Source organism: Microbacterium sp. Se63.02b (assembly GCF_014171575.1).
Classification (GTDB): Bacteria; Actinomycetota; Actinomycetes; order Actinomycetales; family Microbacteriaceae; genus Microbacterium.
This window is the reverse complement of the sequence record NZ_CP050453.1, coordinates 364660-387762: the sequence shown is the minus strand read 5'-3', so window position 1 is coordinate 387762 and position 23103 is coordinate 364660. Positions and strand designations below refer to the sequence as shown.

The following is a 23103-nucleotide window of genomic DNA, read 5'->3' as shown; positions in this document are numbered from 1 at the left end:
GTCACCTGCTCGTTACTTGGTCCAGGACCAACGCTGCGGAAGGAACGACGCGCCCGGGTCCTGGGTGGCGATGTCGAGTCCGTCACGGACGACCGAGACCTGGTACACCGGGTTCGGCATCCACATGACCGGGAGGTCGGTGGCGAGGTACTCGGAGTACTTCTTCGCGATCTCGGGGTCGGTCGAGAAGGCCATCGCCTGGACGAGCTCCTCGGCCTCGGGGTTGTCGTACTGTCCGGCGTTCCACTTGGTGTCCTTCGCGAAGACGCGCTCACCGGTGGCGTAGGGCGGGAAGTACCAGCTGCCCGCGGTGCCGAAGAAGACGAGCTCCCACGTGCACGCGCTGCCGGTCTTGCACTCCTGCGCCTGCGTGAGGACGGTGTCCAGCGGCTTGGAGTCGATCGTCATCTTGACGCCGATCTTGCCCAGCGACGACTGGATCTCGGCCATCATGTTGTCGGTCTCCTGCGAGCCGTTCTGCGTGGTGACGACGATCTCCGCCTTGTCACCCGCGGCGATGCCCTCGCCGCACTGACCTGCGCCCGCGCCGGCTTCGGCGCACTCGAGCGTGCCGTCGGATCCCTTGACCCAGCCGTTGTCGGTGAACAGCTTCTCGGCCTTCTTCAGGTCGAACGGGTAGGGGTTGTCCTTCTGCACGTCGGACAGGCCGTTGGAATCCGCGGTCTGCGGGATCGGGCCGTAGTCGGGCGTCGCCGCACCGTGCCAGACGACCTCGGAGATGGTCTCCTGGTCGACCGCGTGCTGCAGGGCCTGACGCACGTAGAGCTGCTTGTAGAAGGAGCCCTTCTCGGGGTTGGCGAAGTTGTACGGCATGTACGTGATCGACCAGCCGGCCCACGGCTCGATGCTGTAGCCGAGGTCGGTGAACTGCTTCTCGTTCGTGAGCTGCGAGCTGGTGACGTAGCCGTAGTCGACGTCACCCGAGCGCACGACGTTCATCTCGGCGTCGGCCGAGGTGAAGGGCAGGAACTCGACGTTCTCGATGCTGGGCTTGTCCTCGCCGGTGTACTCCTTGTTGGCGGTGAGCTCCACCAGGCCCGAGTCCGACCAGCTCTTGACCGTGTAGGGACCGGCGACGGTCTTCCACAGGTCGTTGGTGGCGTAGGTCTTCATGTCCTCGGCCTCGGAGAAGAGGTAGTCGAGGACCGCGGTCGCCCCGGCCTGGTCACGGTCGTGGTCGCCGATCTCGCCGTCGGCGCTGGTCTTGTCCCACACGTGCTGCGGCATCGGGTAGATCAGGCTGAGCTGGTTGCCGAGGAGGAACTCCTCGTTGTAGACCTTGTCCATCGTCAGCGAGAACGTCTTGTCGTCGATGGTCGTGAACTCGGTGATGTTGTCCGGCATGAGGCCGGCGGAGTAGCCACCGGTCTTCTCGCCGTTGAAGCGCACCAGGTTGTACCAGAACTCCACGTCGCGCGAGGTGACGGGCTCGCCGTCCGACCAGTCGAGGTCGTTCAGCGTGATCGTGATGGTCTTGCGGTCGTCGGAGAACTCGTAGGACTTCGCGGCGGAGGCCAGCTCGTCCCAGCCCATCTCGCCGTCGACGCCGTTGTACTCGAACAGGCGCGGCCACATCGTCGCCTTGATGGCGCTGTTGTGCGTCGCCATCTTGTCGGGCGACGAGATCGGCAGGATCCAGTTGGGTCCGGTGCCCACCTGAAGGGCGAAGCTGACCGTGTCCTTCTCGCCTGCCTCGCTGTCTCCCGAGGTGCCGGCCTGGCACGCGGTGAGGGCGAGCGTCGCGACGGCGAGCGCACCCAGGGGGGCGAGCAACCGGCGGCGCAGCGACTGAGATCGCATGTAAACCTCCTTGTTCAACGCCCCGTCACCCGAAGCGTTCGTCCAATTTGTGACGTACTTTGCATCATGCCCGAATAAAGTCAGCCGCAAAAGTCAGGCTTGTTACGTTTAAGTAACTAACTTCATTCGATAGCGGGGGAAAGCTGGGGCAGCTCTCAGCCGACCATCTCTGCCGAGAGGTCGGGGGTCCCCGCGAAGGCGTCGAACGGATGCATGGGCCGCTGGATGCGGTGGTGCCCGAGGCGCTCGAGGTCCTGATCCACGCCTCCGGGGGTGAGGGCGAGCGTCCACCCGCGCATGATCGCGTACAGCTCCGGCTCGAGGTAACCGATCTTGGTGACGACGATCTGCGCCGCGACGGGGTCGAGTCCGATCGAGGTGAAGTCGGAGACGTCGTGGTAGGCCTTGCGGAACTCCGTGACGATCACGTGCAGGCCGCCGACGCGGATGACCGCGATGCCGCCCGCATCCACATCGCCCTCGTGCAGGCTGTGCAGCACGCCTTCGACGAGGACCGGTCCGTGCGGTCCGCTGTCGATCCGGGCTCCGACCTCGACCGACACCCTGTCGCCGACGGTGTGCGCGCGCAGGACCTCGAGGGCGCCCTTGTCGAACACCGACGCGCACAGCGTGACGGGCGCGCCGTCGGAGGTGAGCTCGGGCTTGCGCAGCAGCTGCGCGAGCGTCCAGGTGACGTCACCCGTGCCGCCGGCACCGGGGTTGTCACCCGAGTCGCTGATGAAGTACGGGGTGTCGGTCGCAGCGAGTCCTGCGGCGATCCCCTCGTCGAGGGTGCCGGGAGGGCCGACGAACTCGAAGTCGTCGCGCACGTCCCAGAATGCGCGGCCCAGTTCCTCCGCGGCTGCGGCCGTCGCCGCGTCATCGGTACCGGTCACGACGACCGTCGCGTGGCAGCGCGGCTCATCCGCCCACGCGTAGCCGATCCAGATCGCGGCGTCGGTGATGCCCGGTCGCGCCTCGATCTCGGGGATCCGCGCATACAGGCTCTTGGCCGGCTCCACCCTGGTGCTGGTCTTCTCGCCGGGGAGCAGGATCGGCACGCGCACCCATGCGCGGCGCGGGGTGACGCCGCTCTCGAGCGCCTCGACGAGGTTGCGGATCGCGCGGTCGCGCGTCTCCCACGTGTCTTCGTGCGGGGCCAGCCGGTAGCACGTGATGATGTCGACGTTCTCGATCAGGGTGCGCGAGACGTTGCCGTGCAGGTCCATCGACGCGGACACCACGACGTCGGCGCCGATCACCTCGCGGATGGCGGTGATCAGGTCGCCCTCGGCGTCGTCCAGGCCGTCGACACTCATCGCGCCGTGGATGTCGAAGAAGAGCCCGTCCAGCTTCTGCCCGTCGGCGACCAGGGCGCGCAGCCCGTCGCAGATGCGCGCCTTGATGCTCTCGTAGACCTCGCGCAGCACCGCACCGCCGGGGATCGAGCGGGCGTAGTAGACCGGGAGCCACTCGGCTCGATCCGTGAGCTCGCCGTCGCGCAGCAGCGTCGTAGCGCGTCACGAGCTCGTCGCCCTCCACGCGCAGGAAGTCCCGCTCGCCCGCACGGTGGGGCGAGAAGGTGCTGGACTCGATGGCCATGCCGGCGATGGCGATGCGCGGAAGCAGGGAGGTCGCGGTCATGCTTCGAGTCTAGATCGCAGCTCGAAGAAAACCCGACGTCTTATTCCGAATGAGTAGGAACTTGAGTCGATTTTCGAAGCTACGATGAGGTCAGGCCGCCGCGGTGCGCAGCTCCTCATCGATCCGGGCGGGGTCGAGCATCCGCTCCAGCAACTCCCATGCCACTCCGCGTGCGCCGGCGAGCGCGCCCGCTCGGCTGACGCCGATCTCCAGGGCATCGGTCGACATGGGCAGGCAGAGCGTGAACAGCGCCTGCCGCACGCCGGCGACGAACGCATCCGCCGTGGCCAGGCGTCCCCCGAGCGCGAGCGCCTGCGGGTTGAAGAAGTTGATGATCGTGGCGAGCACCTCCCCGTACGCGCGCCGGCCTCGCGCAGCGCGGAGGTGGCCTTGGGGTGAGCATCCTGCGCGAGGGCGAGCACGTCGTCGAGGGTCTCGACCGCGACTCCCGCCTCCTTGAGCGCGTCGACGATCGCTGCGCCACTGGCGACCACGTCGAGGCAGCCGACCCGACCGCACGAGCAGATGATCGGCGGCGCGTTGTGCAGGGCGACGTGGCTGATGTCGCCGGCGACGCCCCGGAACCCGCGGTAGACCGCGCCCTCCAGGATGATGCCGCAGCCGATGCCGCTGCCCGCCTTCACGAAGACCAGCTGCTCCTGCTCGCCGCCGCGCTCGATGAACTCCCCGACGGCCATCGCGTTCGCGTCGTTGTCGATCAGGAACGGCAGCCCCGTGACGGAGCCGAGCACCTCGCCGACGTCGACGCCGTTCCATCCCGGCATCCGCATCGGCCAGGAGCCGGGAGGTGCGCGAGTCCACCGGTCCCGGCAGGCTCATCGCGATGCCCTCGAGGGTCAGCCCGCCGTTGGCCTTCGCGAGCTCCCGTGCCGACTCCCACACCTGGCCGACGACGCTCTCGACGCCGTCCAGGAGCGAGACCTGAGCGACGGTCGACACGACGACCTCGGCGCGGCGATCGAACAGCGCCACGGTCGCATGCTGCTCTCCGAGCTCCACACCGGCGACGACGCTGCCACCGGCCCTCACCGTGAGCACACGGGGCCGACGACCACCACGCGACTCCCCTCGCCGTTCTCCTCGATGTAGCCGTGGGCGATCAGCTCTTCCACCCGAAGTGCCACGGTCGAGGGGGAGAGGCCGGTCAGGCGGGCCAGGTCGGCGCGTGACTGGGCCGCTCCGGTGCGCACCAGCCGGAAGATCTCACCCTCGGAATGTACGGTCTGGGTCGCCGGCGCCACGGTGTCCTCGAATCATCTTGCTTCGGTAGTCAAACAAAGATAGCCCCCGGACTGGAGAAGCGCCATCCCTGCGGGTCGGCCGGAGGGCGCAGACTGGCATCATGACAGAATCCGATCCGCACCTGCTCGGCCCCGGACTCCTGCCCACGCCGTTCACGGCCGCCGAGATCCGCGACGCCACGGGGCAGGGCAAGACCATCCACCTGCTGCTGGAGGGGCCGGACGGACCCCTCGGCGAGCACGTCAACCGCTTCCACGACGTCGACGACGAGGGGGCGACGCTCGACCGCTGGGCGGTCGCAGACCCGAAGGCGGTCGTGTCGAGCCGTGTGACGTGGGCCGAGCTGCAGGGGCACGCGGCGTTCGACGCCGGCACCACGAGCGTGTCGACCGTGACCCTCCCCTCCCCCCTGGGCGAATTGACCTGCCGGCGGTACGACACCGAGGACGGCGTCTTCTGGTTCTCGGTGTCGCACCCCGGGATGCCGGTGCAGTACGAGTCGGACGGGATGCGCACGACCGTCCTGAGCATCGAACCGGACTGACGCCGACACGCTCGGCCTGAGGGCATACGATTCGCCGACGGGACGACGAATCACCGAGGTTCCGGCACCGAACCGTCGGCTCATCGTCATCTCGTCGGCGGATCGTCACGCCGAACGGATCCGGGTCAGTGCCCGGCGGCGCCGACCACCACGAACTCGTTCGGCACCACGTCGAGGGTGGCTTCGGCCGACACCTCTCCCGTGTGCAGGTCGACCGCGAGGATGCGGCTCTTCGACGGCTCGGTCACGTAGGCGATGTCGCCCACCACGCGCAACCCCGGGTGCGGCTGCTGCCACTCGGTCGGGCTCTCCCACGCGTCGATGACCGGCCACGACTCCTGCAGCGCTCCGTCTTCGTCGAGCACGGAGAGGGTGCCGTCGGCTCCGAGCACGATGACATCGTCATGCCCGCTGCGGCCGACACCACGCCACGTGTACCGGAGGTCACCGGGAAGATCGACCACCGAGATCTCCCCGGCATCGGTGTCGACGCGCACGAGCTGTGACAGCAGGTAGCCCTCGGCATCCGGATCGGTCTTGTAGTCGCCGAACGCGATCGAGCTGGTCTCCGTCACGTAGGCGTTGCCCGTGCGGCCGAAGTCGTCCGGCGCATCGAGCTTGGTGAACGCGCCCGCGTCGAACACCAGCACGCCGTCCTCGCAGCCGAAGATCACGACCTCGTCCTTCAGCGCCCCCTCGCCGTGCACGCCGGGGCACTGCTCGTCGCGCGCGAGCTCGGTGCCGTCCGCCGCGAGGTGCCGCACGCCGCTGCGCGTCTCGGAGGTGCCGATGGTCGACAGGGTCGTGCCGTCGGCGAGTTCGATCGCGACGCCGTGGTGGGCGGTGTCCGAGGTGAGGGTGTCGGTCGGCGGGAGCGTGCCAGAGCCCACGGCATCCGTGTCGAAGATCTGCACCTCGCCGGTGCCGTCGTCGAACAGCGCCGTCCGTCCTGCGTGCGGGGTGGCATGGCCGGGCGCGACGGCATCGGAACACCTCCCGGTGAACGTCACCGTGCCCGATGCGAGACCGGAGTCGAGCACGTGGAAGCCGTCATCCGCGGAGACGAAGACGTGTCCGTCATGGTCGCCGGCGTCGTTGACACGGAGGAAGCCGCCGAGTTCGGCCTGCCCGACGACGTCGAGTGTCTCGCCGTCGAGCACGAGCACACCGCCGTCGTAGGTAACGGCGATGCGGGTGTCGCCCTCGTGGTGCTCCTCGGCGGCAGGGGCATCGGAGTTCTCGGCACCGGGCGCGGTCGTCGCGCATCCGGCGAGCGCCACGGCGGCGATCAGGCCGAGGGCGCCGTTCGCGAGGCGGCTGCGGGGTCGGGACATGGATCGTCTCTCTTTCTTCTGGGTGGGTGCGCGGGATGCGCGACGACGACGGAGTCGTCGAGGATCAGCCGACCTGCTGGACGAACCAGGGGTCCAGGTCGGTGAAGGTGCGGGCGACGCGGCCGTCGCGGTGATCGATCTCGTGCACCGCCCCGTCGGCCGGGTCGGTGAGGTACGCATGGCGCGCGTCGACGACAAGCTGCACGCGATCGCGCAAAGCGGGAGCGGCGACGGATGCCGCCAACAGCGGTTCGGTCCGGACGAGCACCTCCCCGTCCGGGGCGAGCACCCGCACCCGACCGTCGATGTCGAGGACGACCGTGCGGCTGCCATCGTCGCCGAGCGCGACCGCCCGGATCAACGGGACCTCCGAGCGGAGCAGCGTCCACCGCCGCTCGCGCACATCGAGCAGCCACGCTCCGATCTCACCCGCGACGCCGGCGAGGTCGGGCCGATCCGCGCGTCCGGACAGAGTCGTCGGCGGCGGGGCCTCGACAGGGAAGGGGATCGGCTCAGCGGCGAGCGCGCCGCCGACCTCTCGTGTGAAGAGCACAGCCCCGGCGTCGCAGGTGAACACGGCGCCGACCCGCGTGGTATCCGCATCGGATGCGCCGGTGCACGCGGCACTCTCTCCGGGTGCGGGGTCGCCCGAGAGGTCGATGATCTCGATCGAGCTGCCGGCGGTGGGGACGAGCAGCCGGTCCGCGAAGGGCATGACCGGCCCTGACGCGTCGACGACGAGGCGGGGTGTCGCATCGACGGTCTCGCCGAGGTCGTCGTGCGCGAGGAGGACGATTTCCCCGCTCTCGAAGGCGACGGTGGTCTGCTGACCGCTCGTCGTCGCGCGCACCTCCCCTGCCCCTCGATGCGACCGAGACTCCGCGGCTCTCCGCGGAAGGAATGGGTGTGGTCGCCGTGCGGCATCGTCCAGCGCGCGGAGTCGATGACCTCGACGGAGGATGCTTCGCCTTCGTCGTGCTCGCGGAAGACGAGTCGACCGTCGCCGAAGACGCCTGTCACGCTGTGCGCCGCGGGGGCGAGCGTCGAGCGTTCCTCGGAGGAGAGGTCGAGGAGCGTGACCTCGCCGTCCCGGTCGGCGATAACGAGGGCCAGCGCAGGGGTCGAGACCTCGGCCGCGGCGCCGGCGTCGATGCCGTGCGCATCGGGTGTCGACGGCGCCGAGGGTGCGGTCGACTTCTCCGTCGGCGCCGAGGAGGGGTGCAGGCGGTGGCCGCGAGGAGCAGGGCCAGGGCGGACGGGAGGAGCGCCGCGCGGCGCAGAGTGGAGAGCTTCATGACTCTGCCACCTTATTGAGAACGATTCTCAATCTCAAGTCGAGGATCATGCCGGCGACAGCGAGTACTGCGCGCCGGGAGGGTCCCGACGTCGGCGCCCCGGCGTAGGGTCTCAGCATGAGCAGCACAGCACCCGCACGACGTCATGGAGTGGTCCCGTCCTACCTGCTCGCGCGTCTGGCCGAGTCGGGCCGCTTCCCCGAGCGGCCGCAGCGGCGCGTCAGACGCTGACCGCCGGCCGACCGCCGTTCCGCGCGCGCATCGACCTGTCGATCGACGAGAACGGCGACCTCGTGGCGCAGCTGTCCGACGCGCCGAACCGCACGATCAGCGACGCGGCCAACACGCAGCAGCTGCCGGGAGTCGTGGTGCGCACCGAAGACGACGCCCCTGTGGCGGACGACGCGGCGAACCAGGCCTTCGACGGGCTCGGCGCGACGTTCGAGATGCTGCTGGCCGCGTTCGCGCGCAACTCCCTCGACGACGCGGGCGCGCCCCTCGATGCCACCGTGCACTACGGCGTCGACTACGACAACGCGTTCTGGGACGGAGAGCGCATGGTGTTCGGCGACGGCGACGGCGAGGTGTTCCAGGGCTTCACCGGCTCGCTCACGGTCATCGGTCACGAGCTCGCCCACGGTGTCGTGCAGCACACCGCCAACCTCGAGTACCAAGGTCAGCCGGGGGCTCTGAACGAGTCGATCGCCGACGTGTTCGGGGCGCTGACCGAGCAGTACGCACTCGGGCAGTCCGCCGACGAGGCGACCTGGCTCATCGGCGCCGAGATCTTCACCGAAGCGGTCGAGGGTGCAGCGCTGCGGTCGATGATCGCTCCCGGCACGGCGTACGACGACGACGAGCTCGGCCGAGACCCCAGCCCGACCATATGAGCGGGTTCGTCCGCACGACCGAAGACAACGGCGGGGTGCACATCAACTCCGGCATCCCCAACCGCGCGTTCGCCCTCTTCGCGATCGACCTCGGCGGCAAGGCCTGGGAGCGCGCAGGCACCACCTGGTATCGGGCGCTCACCGGCGGGTTGTCGAGCACCGCGACGTTCACCGAGTTCGCCGATGCGACAGTCGCCGCTGCCACGGCGATCGACGATGCCACGGCTGCCGCCGCTCGACGCGCCTGGGCGCGCGTGGGAGTCTATGAGGATGAGCGAGTCCCCTCCACCGACTGACGCCCAGGTCGTCATCGCGGTCGTGCGCTCGGGCGGCATCGCCGGCATCCGCCGTCAGTGGCGCGTGGAGGCGGAGTCCGACGACGCCGTGGAGTGGATCGACCTCATCGACAGCTGCCCGTGGGATCAGGAGACCGAGGCCGACAGCGGCGCCGACCGGTTCGTCTGGAGCATCCGCGCTCGCACACCCTCGGAACGGCGCGAGCGCGAGCTGCCCGACTCGGCGCTCGACGGCCCCTGGCGCGCACTGGTCGAAGCCGTACGCGCAGCCTCCGCCTGACGGTTCGTCGTCGGCGCGTCATCCGATCAATCCCGTGTGAATCCGGTGCTCCCGGCCGAGCACGGGGTCACAATGGAACCCATGGGACTGTTCCAGCACAAGCCTGAAGAAGAAGAGAACCAGTGGATTCTGCCGTCTGAGCCGCTCGAGCGCTCCGAATCGGAGATCCTCGACACGGCACCCGTCGTCGATCCGCTCTCGATCGGCCTCGGCGCGGAGGCCAGCGGCGACCTGAGCTCCGTGCTGTTCCCGGTCGCACCCCCGGCCCCTGACGCCGTCTCGATCGAGAGCCGCGAGCCCGAGCCCGAGCCCGGGCCCGGGAAGGACTGATCCTCGGTTGCCGTCGCAGATGCAGCCTCGCGGCGCAGGATTCCCGCGTATCCGTGCGACCTCGACGTGATTCCGCGTCGGCGCCCACCGTTACGGTTGAGGGATGACGATCACCGCCGCCGCAGACGGCTCCGCCCTGGGCAACCCCGGCCCCAACGGGTGGGCCTGGTACATCGACGACGCGAACTGGGCGGCAGGCGGGTCCCCGCACGGCACGAACAACCAGGGCGAGCTGCGCGCCGTGCTCGAGCTGCTGCGCGCGACCGCCGGCACCGACGAGAAGCTGCTGATCGAGTGCGACAGCCGATACGTGATCGACTCCGTGACCAAGTGGATGCCGGGGTGGAAGCGCAAGGGCTGGCGCAAGTCCGACGGCGGGCCCGTGCTCAACCGCGACCTCCTGGAGGGTATCGACGAGGCGATCCGCGGCCGTGACGTCGAATTCTCCTGGGTCAAAGGCCACGCCGGCCACCCACTGAACGAAGCCGCCGACGAACGTGCGAACGCCGCGGCGAAGGCGTATCAGCAGAAGCAGGAACCGCGTCGAGGACCGGGCTTCACCCGCGGAACGGATGCCGGAGCCGCGGTCGCCGCGTCGGCACCGGTCGCCGCGAACGCGCCATCCACCGCGCCGGCGCCGGCGTCCGGGGCCACATCCGCTTCGCCGACACGGCCGTCTTCCGCTGCCGCGTCGACCTCGGTCGCGGAGCCGTTGTGGGCCGAACCCTCCGACCTGCTCGACGGCCTCGACGCCCCCGAGGACGACCCGATCGAGCTGCGCATCCCGCTCTCCTCCGACGAGCACGCGCGGCTGCGTGACCGTGCCGAGGCCCAGGGCATCTCGCTCGAAGAGGCGCTCCGACGCCTGATCTGAGCGCAGAAGCCGAGGCGTACACTCGCACCATGTCGACTCCTGCCCGCACCATCGGCCGCGTGTTCCTCGGCGCCTCCCTCGTCTTCGCCGGCGTCTCCCACCTCACGGTGGCCCGTGAGGAGTTCCAGGCGCAGGTACCCGAATCGCTGCCCCTCGATCCGGATACGACGGTGCTCGCCTCCGGCGTGGCCGAGGTCGCGCTCGGCTCCACCCTCCTCCTGGCGCGCAAGCGCCGGCGCACGGTCGGCGTGATCGCCGCACTGTTCTTCGTCGCGGTGTTCCCCGGCAACGTGGCGCAGTGGATGCACCATCGCGACGGCTTCGGCCTCGACACCGACATGAAGCGCTTCGTTCGCCTGTTCTTCCAGCCGGTGCTCGTCGCGCTCGCCCTGTGGTCGACCCGCGCACGCCGCCGCTGACCCTTCTCCTCCCCTGGCGAGGCCGGGGACATCGGCCGGCCTCGATGAGGCTTCGCGCAGCACCCCTCCGTAGACTCGGCGGATGAGGAGACGGCGGGTGACGCAGCGGTGAAGGCCCGCACCGTCTTCGGCCTGCTCCGCCTCGGCGCCGCCGCCGTCTGCCTCGTGGCGCTCATCCACCGGCTCGCGTGGGGCCTGGCGTCGAACACGATCGCGAGCCAGAACTTCTTCGCCTACCTGACCAACCAGTCGAACATCGCCTTCGTCGTGCTGCTGAGCATCGCCGGCGTCATCGCCCTCCGCCGCGCGAGGGATCCGCGGTGGCTCACCGTCGCGCTCGCGCTCGTGCTGACCTGGACGATCACCGCGGGTCTCGTGTTCGCGATCCTGGTGTGGCAGGCCGGTCTCCGCGGCATCCGCATCGACGTGCCGTGGTCGGATCAGGTGCTGCACTTCTGGCTCCCCGCCGTCACGGTGGCCGCCTGGGCGCTCGCGCCGGGGCATCGCTCCGTGCCCTGGCGGGTGGTGCCGGTGGCTCTCGCGTACCCGGTGCTGTGGGGCATCGCGACGATGATCCGCGGACCGTTGATCGGCTGGTACCCGTACTACTTCCTCGACCCGCGCCAGGTGAGCGGGCCCGTGGAGTTCCTGGTCTCCGCCGCGATCGCCCTCGGCACCTTCGCCGCCGTCGCGACGGTGCTCGTGCTGATCAGCAGGATGCCGCTGCCGCGACGGCTGCGCAGCGAGGCGGAGCACAGCGCGCGGAGATCGACGAAGGAGCAGGTGCCGATCGACGAGCGCGTCGGTCAGACGTAGAGCGAGAGCGAGGCGAGGGCGGCTTCGATGGCCTCGTCCTCATCGAGCTGCGCGAGCTCCGCCGCAGCCGCCCCTCCGACGATCCCCACGAGCACGTTCTCACCCGTCGCGGGTCGCAGATTGATCCAGGTCGCAATCGCCACGTCGGCGCCGACCGCGTGCCAGATCGTCTCCTCGCTGTCCCAGAACGCCTCTTCCCAGCGCAGCCAGACCGTCTCGATCGCGCCCATGCCGAGTGCCGCGATCGCGCCGCGGTTGGAGAAGGGCAGCGGCGGTTCGAACTCGATGCTCCGATCCTGCAGCACCCCGAGCGGCACGGTGACGACGACGCGGTCGAACGACAGCGCCTCCCCGGTGCCGAGGCGGATGCTCACGCCCGAATCGTCGTACGCGACTCTTGCGACGGGCGAGTTGAGGCCGACGGTGACGCCGTCGAGCGCCTGTTCGATGAACGGCGTGAGGTCGCCCGTCGCGGCCTTCGGCTCACCCGCGGGGAGCGGCGGGGCGAACCAGCTCGAGAGTTCGTCGGCGCCGGCTCCCGTGCGGGTCGCGAGGATCCCGAGCAGTGCGGCGGTCGCGGGGTCTGCGGGGTCGATGCCCGCGGCGGTCAGCGCATCGGCGACGGACGTGTCCTCGGGAGCAGCCTGCGCCGTCGCGATCGCGGCGTCGAACGGCTGCGGGTCGACCGGCTCCGTGTCGCCGTCCGGGGTCCGCCATCGTGCGCCGGTGAGGTCGACGATGCCGATGTCACCGCTGCTCAGGCGGTCGAGCACGTCGCCGTCATCTTCGCCGAAGAGCCAGGCGCCGAGCTGCACCGGCATCGGCCACGAGTCGTCGGTACGGGAGTACACCCGTCCGCCGACACGGTCCCTCGCCTCGACGACCGTCACCTGCAGCCCGTTCTCGGCGAGCAGCGCCGCGGCCGTTGCACCGGCGAGTCCGGCGCCGACCACCGCGATGCGCTCGCCCGACGTCGCCGGGACCAAGACCTCTTCGGCGGCGCGCGTCCCCGACGCGATCGCACCGCGCACGGTGCCGGGGGCTTCGGTGTCGGTCGCCTCTCCCGCGAAGAAGAGGCGCTTGTCGACCGGCGTCGCCAGCGCGGAGCGGGTGTCCGACAGCACGCCGACGGGTGTGAAGCTGGCCGCACCCAGGGCGAACGGGTCTGTCGTCCAGCCGCTGCGGATGCTGCCGGCGGGGGCGGGGACCCCGGGGGCGGCTCCGGCTCACGGGTGCGGGTGGGCGTCGGGGTGGGCGCGGGCTCCGGGGTGCACGAGGCGAGAAGCACCGAAGCGACACCGGCTCCGGCGCCGAGGAGCAGTGTACGGCGCGTGATCCTCATCGTGTCGCCACCCTATCCCGAACACCGCCGTGGCGGTGCGGCGCGCTCGGTCCCGCCGAGCAGTCCGGACCTCCCCGGATGCGACACAGAACGACGGCGCGGGTAACCCGGGGTAACCGCCGGTAACGCCCCGACTCCCCCGTCGGCCGGTACTCGCACCTCACATAGCGTTTCACCACCAAGACCCCCCACCGCAAGGAGCGGCCATGACGACTTCCCGGAATCGGTTGCTCGGAGCGATCGCGGCGACTGTGCTCACCATCACGCTCGCCGCCTGCTCGACGAGCACCGGCGGCTCCGCCGGACCCACCGACAGTGGCGAGCCCGAAGCGGGAGGAACACTCAAGCTCGCTCTCAACGCGTGGGCACCGACCAACCTCGACCCCCACCAGCAGGGGAACTCGAATGACCCGCTCATCTTCCGTGCGATCTTCGACACGCTGTTCTGGCAGAAGGAGGACGGCACCTTCGAGGGCCTGCTGGCCGAGTCGTACGATCTCTCCGACGACGGCCGCGTGTACACGATCCACCTGCGCCCCGACATCACGTTCCAGGACGACTCGCCGCTCACCGCCGCGGTCGTGCAGCAGAACATCGAGCACATCTTCGACCCCGCGACGGCGGCGCCGCTGCAGGCGTCGTACCTCGGGCCGTACGAGAGCTCGAAGGCCATCGACGACCTGACCCTGGAGATCACCCTCTCCGAACCGTACTCCGCGCTCATCAACGTGCTGTCGCAGGCTTACCTGAGCATCATCTCGGGAAAGCAGCTCACCGAGGCGCCCGAGACGATCGTCGATCACCCGATCGGCACCGGACCGTTCGAGGTCGTCGACTGGCGGGCGGACGAGTCCCTCACTCTCGAGCGCAACGACGACTACGGCTGGGCGCCGGAGTCGGATGCCGGAAGGACGGGCGCCGCCTACCTCGACGGCATCGAGATCAGCTTCGTCGCCGAAGACAGCGTGCGCTACAACGGCCTGGTGGCCGGCGACTTCGATGTCATCGACTGGACTCCGCCGCAGAGCGTGGAATCGGTGCAGAGCAACGACAGCCTCGAGTTCACCAGGTTCGACCGTCCCGGCCATCCGTATTCGCTGTGGCTCAACGAGAACAATGCTCCTCTCGATGACCAGGCGGTGCGGCAGGCGATCTTCGCCGGCCTCGACCGCAAGGCGATCATCGACGCGGTCTCGTTCGGGCAGTGGACGGTGGCGGACGGCTTCCTCGTGCCTTCGACGCCGAACTACGCCGAGAACAGCACCGCCACATTCACCCATGACGTCGATCAGGCCAATGAGATCCTCGACGACGCCGGCTGGTCCGAGGTGGACTCCGAGGGGTTCCGCACGAAGGACGGCCAGCGCCTGTCGCTCTACTTCCCCACGACGGGTGACGTGACGCAGGCCAACCAGATCCTCGAGATCGTGCAGGACCAGCTCAAGGACATCGGGGTCGAGGTGCAGATCGATCTGCTCTCGTCAGAAGATCAGCAGGCCCGCGTCGCCGCAGGCGAGCAGGACATCAGCGCCGGCATCTGGACCACGAACACCGCCGACGTCCTGTTCATCAAGTACAGCTCGACAGAGGTCACGACACCTGAGCGCCGCGGGACCAATCAGACCAACACCGCGGATGCGGAACTCGATGAACTCGTCGCGACCGCGCGGGCATCGACCGACGCCGACGAGATCGCGGATCTGTATGCGCAGGCGCAGGAGCGCCTGACCGAGATCGTCCCCTCGATCCCGCTGTACTACCGGCCCTCGCTGGTCTCGTCGCAGGACAGCGTGCACGGTCTGGCATTCGACCGCGCCTACGGCAACCTCTGGTTCTACAACACCTGGAAGGAGGGCGCGGGTTCGTGACCTTCCGCCGGCGACCATCCCCCGGAGCCCCATGACCTCGACACGAACCGCCCACCAGGTGACGGGGTATCTGCGCCATGCGGCGCTGCGCGCCCTCAGCGGCATCGGAGTGCTCTTCGGCGCCATCAGCCTCGCCTTCGTGGCCCTCTACGTCCTCCCCGGAGACCGGGTGTACGCCGTCGTCGGCGGCGCCGAGGTCAGCCTCACCGCCGATCAAGAAGCGGCGATCCGCGAGCAATACGGTTTCGATCAGCCGCTCTGGGCGCAGTACGGCACCTACCTCGGACGACTTCTCACCGGAGACCTCGGCACCTCGTATCAGCGCGACCTTCCGGTAGTCGACATCATCGGGGAGCAGCTCGGCCCGACGCTGCAGCTCGCCGGCGCAGCAGCGCTCGTCACGATCGTCCTCACCGTCGCCGTCGCGCTGCTCACCGCGAAGCGTCCGATCCCGCACCGTGTGTCGTCGGTCGTCGAGATCTTCTTCCTGTCGGCACCGGGATTCTGGATCGGCATCGTGCTGCTGACGATCTTCTCCTACTCCCTGCACCTGCTGCCGTCCGTCGGCAGCGACGGCCCAGCGACCCTCGTCCTCCCGGCGCTGATGATCGGTCTGAGCACTGCTCCCGCTCTCATCCAGGTCTTCCGCGGGGCACTGGAGGACGCCCTCGACGAGCCGTTCATCATCACCGCGCGTACACGCGGCGTGAGCGAGGTGACCGTGCGGCTCCGTCACGCGCTGCGACATGCGCTGATCCCCCTCAGCACGCTCTCCGGCTTCCTGATCGGCGGCCTGCTCGGGGGTGCGGTGATCGCGGAGACGCTCTTCAGCAGGCAGGGTATCGGCCGCGTCCTGGTGACGGCCGCGAACGCGAGCGATGTCCCGCTCGTTCTCGGGCTCGTGCTCCTCGCTGCGACCGCCTACGTCGGCGTCAACTTCATCGTCGACCTGCTCTACCCGCTCATCGATCCGCGCATCCGAACGGAGGCACACGCATGAGCGTGACAGAATTCGCCCCACCTGGTCTCGTCCTCGCGCAGACGCCGACCGATCCCGTTGACGAACACCGCACACGGCGGCGGCGCACCCTTCGCGGATACCCGGTCGGTTTCTGGATCGCGGTCGCCTTCTTCGCCGTCGTCGTGCTCGCGGCCATCGCCCCTGCCGCCCTCGCCCCGTTCGATCCCCTGTCGACCGACACGTCGAACGTCCTCGCTCCGCCGAGCATCGCTCATCTGCTCGGTACCGACGAAGCCGGACGCGACGTGCTCAGCCGCATCATCTACGGCGCCCAGCCGGCGCTGTTCCTCGGCATCGGCGCGACGATCATCGCGCTGGGGATCGGAAGTCTGATCGGGCTCGCCGCCGGACTCGGCAATCGGTTCCTGGATGCCCTGCTGATGCGCGTGACCGATGTGTCGCTCGCGTTCCCCGAGCTGCTGCTCGCTCTGCTCATCATCTCGATCTTCGGTGGAGGGCTGCTCAACACTCTGCTCGCGATCGGCATCGCGGGAATCCCCAGCTACGCGCGACTCGTCCGCGGCCAGACCCTCGCCATCCGCAACGCGGGCTATGTCGAGGCGGCGCGCGGCATCGGTCTCAGCCCCACGCGGATCGCCCTGCACCATGTCCTGCCCAATGCGATCCGTCCGGTGCTCGTGCTCGCGACGATCGGCGTCGGCACGGCGACCCTCGCCGGAGCTGCGCTCACGTTCCTCGGTCTCGGCGTCGCGCCGCCCACCCCGGAGTGGGGATCGATGCTGTCGATCTCACGCAACTTCCTCGAGCGCGCCTGGTGGTACGGCATCTTCCCCGGGCTGACGATCACCGCTCTGGTGGTCTCCACGACCACGATCGGCCGAACACTGCAGCGCCGTCTGGAGGGAAAGCGATGAGCCGACCCCTTCTCGACGTCGCGGGCCTGCGCATCTCGTTCGGTCGCCACGCGGATCGTCTCGACGTCGTCCACGGGATCTCGTTCTCGGTCGAGGCCGGCGAGACCGTCGCGATCGTCGGCGAATCCGGGTCGGGCAAGAGCGTCACGGCACGCACGCTCGTCGGGCTCACCGGTCCGGACAGCGGCGTGAGCGCGAACGCGCTGCGCTTCGGCGACCACGATCTCCGGACGGCCTCGAAGCGCGCCTGGCGCGGCATCCGCGGAGGCGAGATCGGATTCGTCCTCCAAGACGCGCTCGTCTCGCTCGACCCCTCCGGACGATCGGCCGCGAGATCGAAGAACCGCTGCGCGAGCACTTCGCCTGGGACGCCTCGCGTCGGCGGGACGAGGTGCACGCGCTGCTCCGAGACGTCGGAGTGCCCGAGCCGGAGCTGAGACGCCACCAGCGCCCCCACGAGCTCTCCGGCGGCCTGCGCCAGCGTGCCCTGATCGCCAGTGCCATCGCGGCACGGCCGCCGTTCCTCATCCTCGACGAAGCGACGACGGCGCTGGATGTGACCGTGCAGGCGCAGATCCTCCGCCTGCTCGAGCTGTTCAAGGAACAGGGGCGCACGCTCCTGCTGATCACCCACGATCTCGCCGTCGTCTCGCAGATCGCCGACCGAGTGATCGTGATGAAGGACGGAAGGATCGTCGAGACCGGCACGACCGCCGACGTGTTCGCCGCGCCCGAACACTCCTACACCCGCCGGCTCATCGCCTCGATCCCCTCGCACCGCCCACGGCGGGCCGCGACCGTCGTGGATCGTGCCGCGCTCGAAGACGGGCCTGTTCCCTCGGCCGGTGTCACCGTGGCGGAGGTGGACCACATCAGCCGGACGTTCCGCCTTCCGGGCGGGTCCGCGCTGCGGGCGCTCGACGATGTCTCGTTCACCCTGCACCCGGGTCGCACGCTGGGGCTCGTCGGAGAGTCCGGATCGGGCAAGACCACGGCGGGCCGCATCCTGTTGGGCCAGGAGAGAGCGGATACCGGAGAGGTCCGAGTCGTCGGCACCCGCTGGACGGATGTCGAACGACGCGAGCGATCCGCTCTCCGTCAGCGCATCCAGGCCGTGTACCAGGACCCGCTGAGCTCATTCGATCCGCGGCACTCGATCGATCGGATCCTGACCGAGGCGGTCGGGGTGCTCGGCCGCCACGATCGCACCGGCCGTCGACTGCGCGTCCGTGAGCTCCTCGACCACGTCGAGCTGAGCGCGCTGCTGCTCGACCGGCGACCGCTGCAGCTGTCCGGCGGACAGCGCCAGCGCGTCGCGATCGCCCGGGCTCTCGCTCTGGAACCGACGATCATCGTCGGCGACGAGCCGGTGTCGGCACTAGACGTGTCGATCCAGGCGCAGATCCTCGATCTCCTCGTCCGCATCCAGCAGGAGACGCAGGTCGCCCTTCTGCTGATCTCGCATGATCTCGGCGTCGTGAACGCGATCAGCCATGAAGTGCTCGTGTTGAAGAACGGCAAGGTCGTCGAGCACGACTCGGTGTCGAACGTGTTCGACCGCCCGCAGGCCGACTACACGAAGGAGCTCCTCGCCGCGATCCCGCGCATCCACGGCGCCCCCCAGCCCATCTCCCCCACGATTGGAAGCATCATATGACCGCCCCCACATCGACCCCACCGGTCAGCACCTACCAGCGCCTCGCCGAGCGATTCCGTCCGGTGTTCGCCGAGATCGCCTCCGGTGCGACGGACCGGGAGAGCAACCGCACGCTCCCGTTCGAACAGATCCGGCTGCTGCGGGATGCCGGATTCGGGGCCGTACGCGTGCCCGAGGAGTACGGCGGCGATGGGGCATCCGCGGTGGACCTCTTCCGCCTCCTCATCGAACTCGCCAGAGCCGACTCCAACGTCGCCCACATCTGGCGCGGGCACTTCGCCTTCCTCGAGGTGCGGCTCACGCATGAGGATCCGGAGTATCGCCGGCATTGGGGGGAGCAGGCCGTCGCCGGCGTGGTGGTCGGCAATGCACAGAGCGAGCCGGGAAGCGGGGCGCCGACGGAGAGCAACACCGTCATCACCGAGAAGGATGACGGCACCCTCGTGCTCGACGGTGAGAAGTACTACAGCACGGGCACGATCTTCTCGGACTGGGCGAACGTCACCGCGCGATACCGGGACCGTCACGCCACCATCGCGGTTCCGCTCGATGCCCCAGGAGTCACGGTCCACGACGACTGGGTCGGGTTCGGCCAGCGCCTGACCGGAACCGGGACGACCGCCTTCTCGGAGGTCGTGGTCGATTCCGCACATCTCACGGTGTACTCGCCCGGAGCGCGCGACCGCAGCTACATCTCCGGCTTCTACCAGCTCTTCCTCCTCGCCGTGGTGGCCGGTATCGGGCACGCGGCCGTCGACGACGCCGCGGACTACGTACGCTCGCGCACGAGACCGCTGCTCAGCGGGGCGGCGGCGCAGGACGACCCGTTGTCGCAGGCCGTGCTCGGCAGAGCTGCGGGGTCCGCCTTCGCGGCCGAGGCGGCCGTGCTGCACGCTGCGCAGCGGATCGACGATGCGCACCGCGCTGCGCTGGACGGCGTCTCGGAGAGAGAACCGTACGAGGCGGCCGACGTTGCCGCGTACTCGGCGCAGATCGCCGTGATACCCCTGGTGCTGTCGGTGACCACGGATGTCTTCGACGTCGGCGGATCGTCATCCGTCGCGCAGAGCCGAGCACTCGACAGGCACTGGCGCAACGCCAGGACGATCGGCGTGCACAACCCGATCGCCGCGCGACAGCGCGCGGTCGGGCACCGGGTGCTCTTCGGTGCACTGCCCGATCCGTTCGCGGAGCGTGAGGCACGGGAGAGCGGAACGGATGCCGTGCAGGATTCTGCGTCCGATGAAGCCGCCGCCGGTGCCGCCGACGAAAGCGCGACCGTCTCGGAGAGCGAGGGCACCGCGTGAGCGAGCGCGATCGGCCTCTCGTGCTGAGCCTCTTCGAGATGGCATCCCCCGTGCACCTGTCGCACGGGCTGTGGACGCACCCGCTGGATCAGCGTCACCGTGTCGCCGACATCGGGTTCTGGCGAGAGCTCGGCTCGCTGCTCGAGTACGGGACGTTCGACGAGCTGTTCCTCGCCGATGTGCTCGGCGCATACGACGTGTTCGACGACGGACTCGGCACCGCCGTGCGCGAAGGTTTCCAGATCCCGGCGCTCGATCCCCTCATCGTGCTGGGGGCGCTCGCGGACGCCACCGACCACCTCGGGCTGGTCGCGACGTTCTCGACGACCTACGAGCCTCCCTTCACGTTCGCGCGACGGCTCGCCACGCTCGATCACCTGTCGAAGGGGCGCATCGGCTGGAACATCGTCACCTCGTACCTCACGAACGCGGCGAGGAACTTCGGCCTCGCAGATCAGATCGAGCACGACGCCCGGTATGAGATCGCCGACGAGTTCCTCGACGTCGTGTACCGCCTGCTGCTGGAGTCGTGGGACGACGACGCGATCACCGCCGACCGTGACAGGCGCGTCTACGCCGAGCCGGACGCCGTGCGCTACATCGACCATGTCGGCTCTCGGTTCCGAGTGGCCGGTCCCAGCCTGACCGCACCCAGCGCCCAGCGCGTGCCCGTGCTCTTCCAGGCAGGCAGTTCGCTTCGGGGCTTTCGTTCGCGGCGAAGCACGCGGAGGTCGTGTTCGTCGGCGGATCGACCCTCGACGACATCCGTGCGAACGTCGACGCGATCCGTGTGCAGGCGGCGGAGTTCGGCCGTGATCCCGACACCATCTCCTTCCTCGCCGGCGCGCACGTCGTCGTCGCGGAGACCGAGCAGGCGGCGCGCGAGAAGGCGGCGGACTACGCCCGATATCGCACGCCCGGGAGGCTCTCACACAGCCTGCCCGCACTCCCGACCTGACCCGCTACGACCCGACAGAGCTCGTCGAAGACATCATCCGGCGCGAAGATCACGGGTACCGGCTGCTGATCCGGGAGTGGCGTCCTGGGCAGACGGTCGGCGACCTCGTCGCGAAGGCGCCGAGCTCGCGGAAGGGGATCGGAGGCGACTGGTCGATCGTCGGCGACCCGGTGCAGGTCGCCACTCGGCTCGAGGAGATCGCCGACTACGCCCACCTCGACGGTTTCAACCTGAGCCAGGATGTGAGCTTCGAGTCGGCGCGCGACTTCATCGAACTCGCCGTGCCGGAGCTGCGGCGACGCGGTCTCGCCCGATCGAGCTATCGCGACGGGGAGACGCTGCGGGAGCGTCTGTCGCGCGACCGGTCCGGAGCCCGCCCGCACCCGACCCACCCCGCGTGGCAGGTGTCGTCACCCGTGCGGTGAGCACTCCAGGAACACTCTCAGCCGGAACCCGAAGACCGGCCGGTCCTGGGCGGACCGGCCGGTCTTCCTGAGTTGTGGACGCGGCGCCGCGCTCAGACGGTGAGCAGCTCCCGCTCCAGGCGGGCGAACGACGCCTCCATCCCGTCGGCCATGCCAGTGGCGAGGATCATGTCGCGCGTCTCCTTGTCGGGGTATTCGACGAGCAGCGTGACGAGGGTCGCGCCGTCCTCCTCATAGAGGTTGAGATCGTTCAGAGTCTCGGTCGGCAGGCCCTGCATCCGCTCGGTGGTGACCGCGCGACGGGGGCGTCGATCAGGAGCGCCTCGCCCTCGAACCCGAACGGCTCGCCCTCGGTGTCGCCGACCGGCGCCCAGGAGTTGCGGTACGACTGACCGACCTCGGTGGCGGCGACGCACTCCGTCATCTCCCAGCCGTCGGGGCCGAGCATCCACTTGCGGATCAGCTCGGGCTCGAAGTGCGCGCGCCACACGAGCTCGCGCGGGCCCTCGACCAGACGCGTGATGCGCACGTGCGTGTCGTCGAGCAGCTCGACCCTCGTGCCCTTGCCCTGCGCGTACTCGCGGAGGTCCTGCAGCACGGCGTCGAGCTGACTCATGGCCATCTTGATGCCCTCGACCTGGCCCATCTCGACGACCTGTTCGAGAGCGTCGACCGAGTCGAAGTGGCTCGTCGTGACCATGCGGGTGCCGGCGGCGGTCGGCTCGAACGCGAACGACATCCGCTGTGCAGGGAAGCCGTCGAGCGGGTTGCCGTCCTCGTCGACGAACGAGTCGATGACCTCGAAGCTGCGGGGCGCATCGATCGACACGAACTCCCATGCCCCGGACGACTTCTCGCCCCGTGGACCGTTCATGGAGTAGACCGCGCGACCGCCGACCGTGTGGTCCCACGAGGTGAAGGTCGCCGGCCATCCGGGAGGACCCCAGAAGCGTTCGAGCTGGCGCGGGTCGCTGTAGGCGCTCCAGACCCGCTCGACCGGGGCGGCGAAGTCCGCGACCACGGTCATGGTGAGGTTGTCGGCATCGGTGGTGACGTCGGTGACAGGCATTTCAGTCTCCTTGTTCGTTCTCGTTGGTGTCGCTGTTGTCGGATGCGCCGGATCGAGGTGTCTCGGCCAGCAGGTCGTCGAGTCGGGCGATGCGCGACCGCCACAGCTCTTCGTATCGGGCGAGGAGCGCCCTGGCGCGGGCGATCATCTCGGGGTTCGCGCGGACGAGCCGCTCGCGTCCCTCGGCGCGCTTGACGATGAGGTTCGCGGCCTCGAGCACGGCGACGTGCTTCTGCACCGCGGCGAATGACATCTCGTAGTCGGCGGCGAGGGTCGAGACGGACTGCTCCCGCTCGATCGTCCGGCGCAGGATGTCGCGCCGGGTCGACGTCGCCAGTGCGTGGAAGACACGGTCGACCTCCGCTTCGCTCAGTTCTCTTTGTGCAACCATTTGGTTGTACGTTATGCCTGAGCGCGGCGGATGTCAAGGGCCGACTTGTGACTTGCGGCTTTAGATCGGACTAGATGCTTTACATCGGACTACCCGAGGCTGAGCCGGACTGAGTCCGATCTAAAGCAGAGTGCTGGGGGCCGCCTCCCTTCGGAGTGGCAATGAAGCCAGCTGCGGTCGCGAGGAAAGTCAGATCGTCAGGCCGACTCATGCAGGACGACGGTCAAAACGCGCGCACATCCAGACCCCGAATACGGATGGTTGGCGGTCGGCAGAACCTGCGCCGAAACCCATACACCACCCGTTTCGGCGCCCTAACGTTTCGGCAGGGGGTTACGGCGGGGCGACGTGTGGACATTGTCGCTTTTTGGCGGTGTTTTGTGA

General features: G+C 69.0%; 22 protein-coding genes and 3 pseudogenes. 15 read left to right on the top strand and 10 right to left on the bottom strand.

The genetic code is table 11. The features are described from left to right. Positions 1 to 12 precede the first annotated feature (12 nt). From G4G29_RS01960 to G4G29_RS01940, 5 genes and pseudogenes are all read right to left on the bottom strand, one after another. Positions 13 to 1821 (bottom strand): peptide ABC transporter substrate-binding protein, encoded by a 1809-nt coding sequence (locus G4G29_RS01960; RefSeq protein WP_183151654.1) that lies wholly within the window; start codon positions 1819 to 1821, stop codon positions 13 to 15. A gap of 155 nt (positions 1822 to 1976) precedes the next feature. Continuing rightward, positions 1977 to 3251, bottom strand: a complete 1275-nt coding sequence (locus G4G29_RS23265) for a M81 family metallopeptidase (RefSeq protein WP_258567021.1) — start codon at positions 3249 to 3251, stop codon at positions 1977 to 1979. Positions 3252 to 3379: 128 nt separating this feature from the next. Then, positions 3380 to 3423 (bottom strand): annotated as a pseudogene (locus G4G29_RS23775) (hypothetical protein); the annotation flags it as partial. A gap of 132 nt (positions 3424 to 3555) precedes the next feature. Further along, complete coding sequence (locus tag G4G29_RS01950; RefSeq protein WP_244632321.1) at positions 3556 to 4524, bottom strand: hypothetical protein; 969 nt, start codon at positions 4522 to 4524, stop codon at positions 3556 to 3558. Then, the gene (locus tag G4G29_RS01940; protein WP_183151651.1) at positions 4512 to 4727 is read right to left on the bottom strand and encodes a winged helix-turn-helix domain-containing protein; all 216 of its coding nucleotides are present in this window, start codon (positions 4725 to 4727) and stop codon (positions 4512 to 4514) included. Before G4G29_RS01940 ends, G4G29_RS01950 begins: the two co-directional genes overlap by 13 nt. 101 nt (positions 4728 to 4828) lie before the next feature. Here G4G29_RS01940 and G4G29_RS01935 point away from each other — a divergent pair, with 101 nt between their 5' ends. Continuing rightward, positions 4829 to 5272: a hypothetical protein gene (locus G4G29_RS01935; protein WP_183151650.1), complete on the top strand. Its 444-nt coding sequence runs from the start codon at positions 4829 to 4831 to the stop codon at positions 5270 to 5272. A 125-nt stretch (positions 5273 to 5397) separates the two neighbouring features. Here G4G29_RS01935 and G4G29_RS01930 read toward each other — a convergent pair whose 3' ends face one another. After that, entirely contained in the window at positions 5398 to 6606 is a 1209-nt protein-coding gene (locus G4G29_RS01930; protein ID WP_183151649.1) for a hypothetical protein, read from the bottom strand. 64 nt (positions 6607 to 6670) lie between these two features. Next, positions 6671 to 7456 carry a hypothetical protein gene (locus G4G29_RS01925; protein WP_183151648.1) on the bottom strand — a complete coding sequence of 262 codons (786 nt, stop codon included), beginning with the start codon at positions 7454 to 7456 and terminating at the stop codon, positions 6671 to 6673. 562 nt (positions 7457 to 8018) lie between these two features. Here G4G29_RS01925 and G4G29_RS01920 point away from each other — a divergent pair. The 6 genes and pseudogenes from G4G29_RS01920 to G4G29_RS01895 all read left to right on the top strand — a co-directional run bounded on the left by G4G29_RS01920 (position 8019) and on the right by G4G29_RS01895 (position 11806). Beyond that, a pseudogene (locus tag G4G29_RS01920) lies at positions 8019 to 9087 on the top strand (M4 family metallopeptidase). Beyond that, positions 9062 to 9367, top strand: a complete 306-nt coding sequence (locus G4G29_RS01915) for a protealysin inhibitor emfourin (protein ID WP_183151647.1) — start codon at positions 9062 to 9064, stop codon at positions 9365 to 9367. Before G4G29_RS01920 ends, G4G29_RS01915 begins: the two are co-directional and overlap by 26 nt. Before the next feature lie 81 nt (positions 9368 to 9448). After that, entirely contained in the window at positions 9449 to 9697 is a 249-nt protein-coding gene (locus G4G29_RS01910) for a hypothetical protein (RefSeq protein ID WP_183152733.1), read from the top strand. Positions 9698 to 9800: 103 nt separating this feature from the next. Continuing rightward, positions 9801 to 10571 (top strand): ribonuclease H, encoded by a 771-nt coding sequence (locus G4G29_RS01905; RefSeq protein WP_183151646.1) that lies wholly within the window; start codon positions 9801 to 9803, stop codon positions 10569 to 10571. A gap of 29 nt (positions 10572 to 10600) precedes the next feature. Then, the gene (locus tag G4G29_RS01900) at positions 10601 to 10990 is read left to right on the top strand and encodes a DoxX family membrane protein (RefSeq protein ID WP_183151645.1); all 390 of its coding nucleotides are present in this window, start codon (positions 10601 to 10603) and stop codon (positions 10988 to 10990) included. Between the two features lie 108 nt (positions 10991 to 11098). Next, on the top strand, positions 11099 to 11806 hold the full coding sequence (locus G4G29_RS01895) for a Pr6Pr family membrane protein (protein WP_183151644.1): 708 nt from the start codon (positions 11099 to 11101) through the stop codon (positions 11804 to 11806). On the opposite strand, the gene G4G29_RS01890 is transcribed toward G4G29_RS01895, so the two are convergent. After that, positions 11797 to 12960, bottom strand: coding sequence for an FAD-dependent oxidoreductase (locus G4G29_RS01890; protein ID WP_244632640.1), 1164 nt, complete (start codon positions 12958 to 12960; stop codon positions 11797 to 11799). The genes G4G29_RS01895 and G4G29_RS01890 overlap by 10 nt on opposite strands. 394 nt (positions 12961 to 13354) lie before the next feature. Here G4G29_RS01890 and G4G29_RS01885 point away from each other — a divergent pair, with 394 nt between their 5' ends. The 8 genes from G4G29_RS01885 to G4G29_RS21025 all read left to right on the top strand — a co-directional run bounded on the left by G4G29_RS01885 (position 13355) and on the right by G4G29_RS21025 (position 21259). Next, a complete protein-coding gene (locus G4G29_RS01885) occupies positions 13355 to 15016 on the top strand; it encodes an ABC transporter substrate-binding protein (protein ID WP_183151643.1) in 1662 nt (553 codons plus the stop codon). Positions 15017 to 15047: 31 nt separating this feature from the next. Beyond that, complete coding sequence (locus G4G29_RS01880; protein WP_183151642.1) at positions 15048 to 16016, top strand: ABC transporter permease; 969 nt, start codon at positions 15048 to 15050, stop codon at positions 16014 to 16016. Beyond that, positions 16013 to 16912, top strand: coding sequence for an ABC transporter permease (locus G4G29_RS01875; protein ID WP_183151641.1), 900 nt, complete (start codon positions 16013 to 16015; stop codon positions 16910 to 16912). The genes G4G29_RS01880 and G4G29_RS01875 overlap by 4 nt, the downstream gene beginning before the upstream one ends. Further along, positions 16909 to 17349, top strand: coding sequence for an ATP-binding cassette domain-containing protein (locus tag G4G29_RS23770; protein ID WP_345941142.1), 441 nt, complete (start codon positions 16909 to 16911; stop codon positions 17347 to 17349). Before G4G29_RS01875 ends, G4G29_RS23770 begins: the two co-directional genes overlap by 4 nt. Continuing rightward, complete coding sequence (locus G4G29_RS01870) at positions 17235 to 18569, top strand: ABC transporter ATP-binding protein (protein WP_345941193.1); 1335 nt, start codon at positions 17235 to 17237, stop codon at positions 18567 to 18569. Before G4G29_RS23770 ends, G4G29_RS01870 begins: the two co-directional genes overlap by 115 nt. After that, positions 18566 to 19876: an acyl-CoA dehydrogenase family protein gene (locus G4G29_RS01865; protein ID WP_183151640.1), complete on the top strand. Its 1311-nt coding sequence runs from the start codon at positions 18566 to 18568 to the stop codon at positions 19874 to 19876. Before G4G29_RS01870 ends, G4G29_RS01865 begins: the two co-directional genes overlap by 4 nt. A 733-nt stretch (positions 19877 to 20609) precedes the next feature. Beyond that, positions 20610 to 20834 carry an LLM class flavin-dependent oxidoreductase gene (locus G4G29_RS23260; protein WP_274601207.1) on the top strand — a complete coding sequence of 75 codons (225 nt, stop codon included), beginning with the start codon at positions 20610 to 20612 and terminating at the stop codon, positions 20832 to 20834. 170 nt (positions 20835 to 21004) lie between these two features. Further along, entirely contained in the window at positions 21005 to 21259 is a 255-nt protein-coding gene (locus G4G29_RS21025; protein WP_244632320.1) for a hypothetical protein, read from the top strand. Between the two features lie 92 nt (positions 21260 to 21351). On the opposite strand, the pseudogene G4G29_RS01855 reads toward G4G29_RS21025, so the two are convergent. Both G4G29_RS01855 and G4G29_RS01850 read right to left on the bottom strand, forming a co-directional pair. Further along, positions 21352 to 22328: pseudogene (locus G4G29_RS01855) on the bottom strand (SRPBCC family protein). 1 nt (position 22329) lies between these two features. Then, positions 22330 to 22719, bottom strand: a complete 390-nt coding sequence (locus tag G4G29_RS01850; protein ID WP_183151638.1) for a metalloregulator ArsR/SmtB family transcription factor — start codon at positions 22717 to 22719, stop codon at positions 22330 to 22332. Positions 22720 to 23103: the final 384 nt, after the last annotated feature.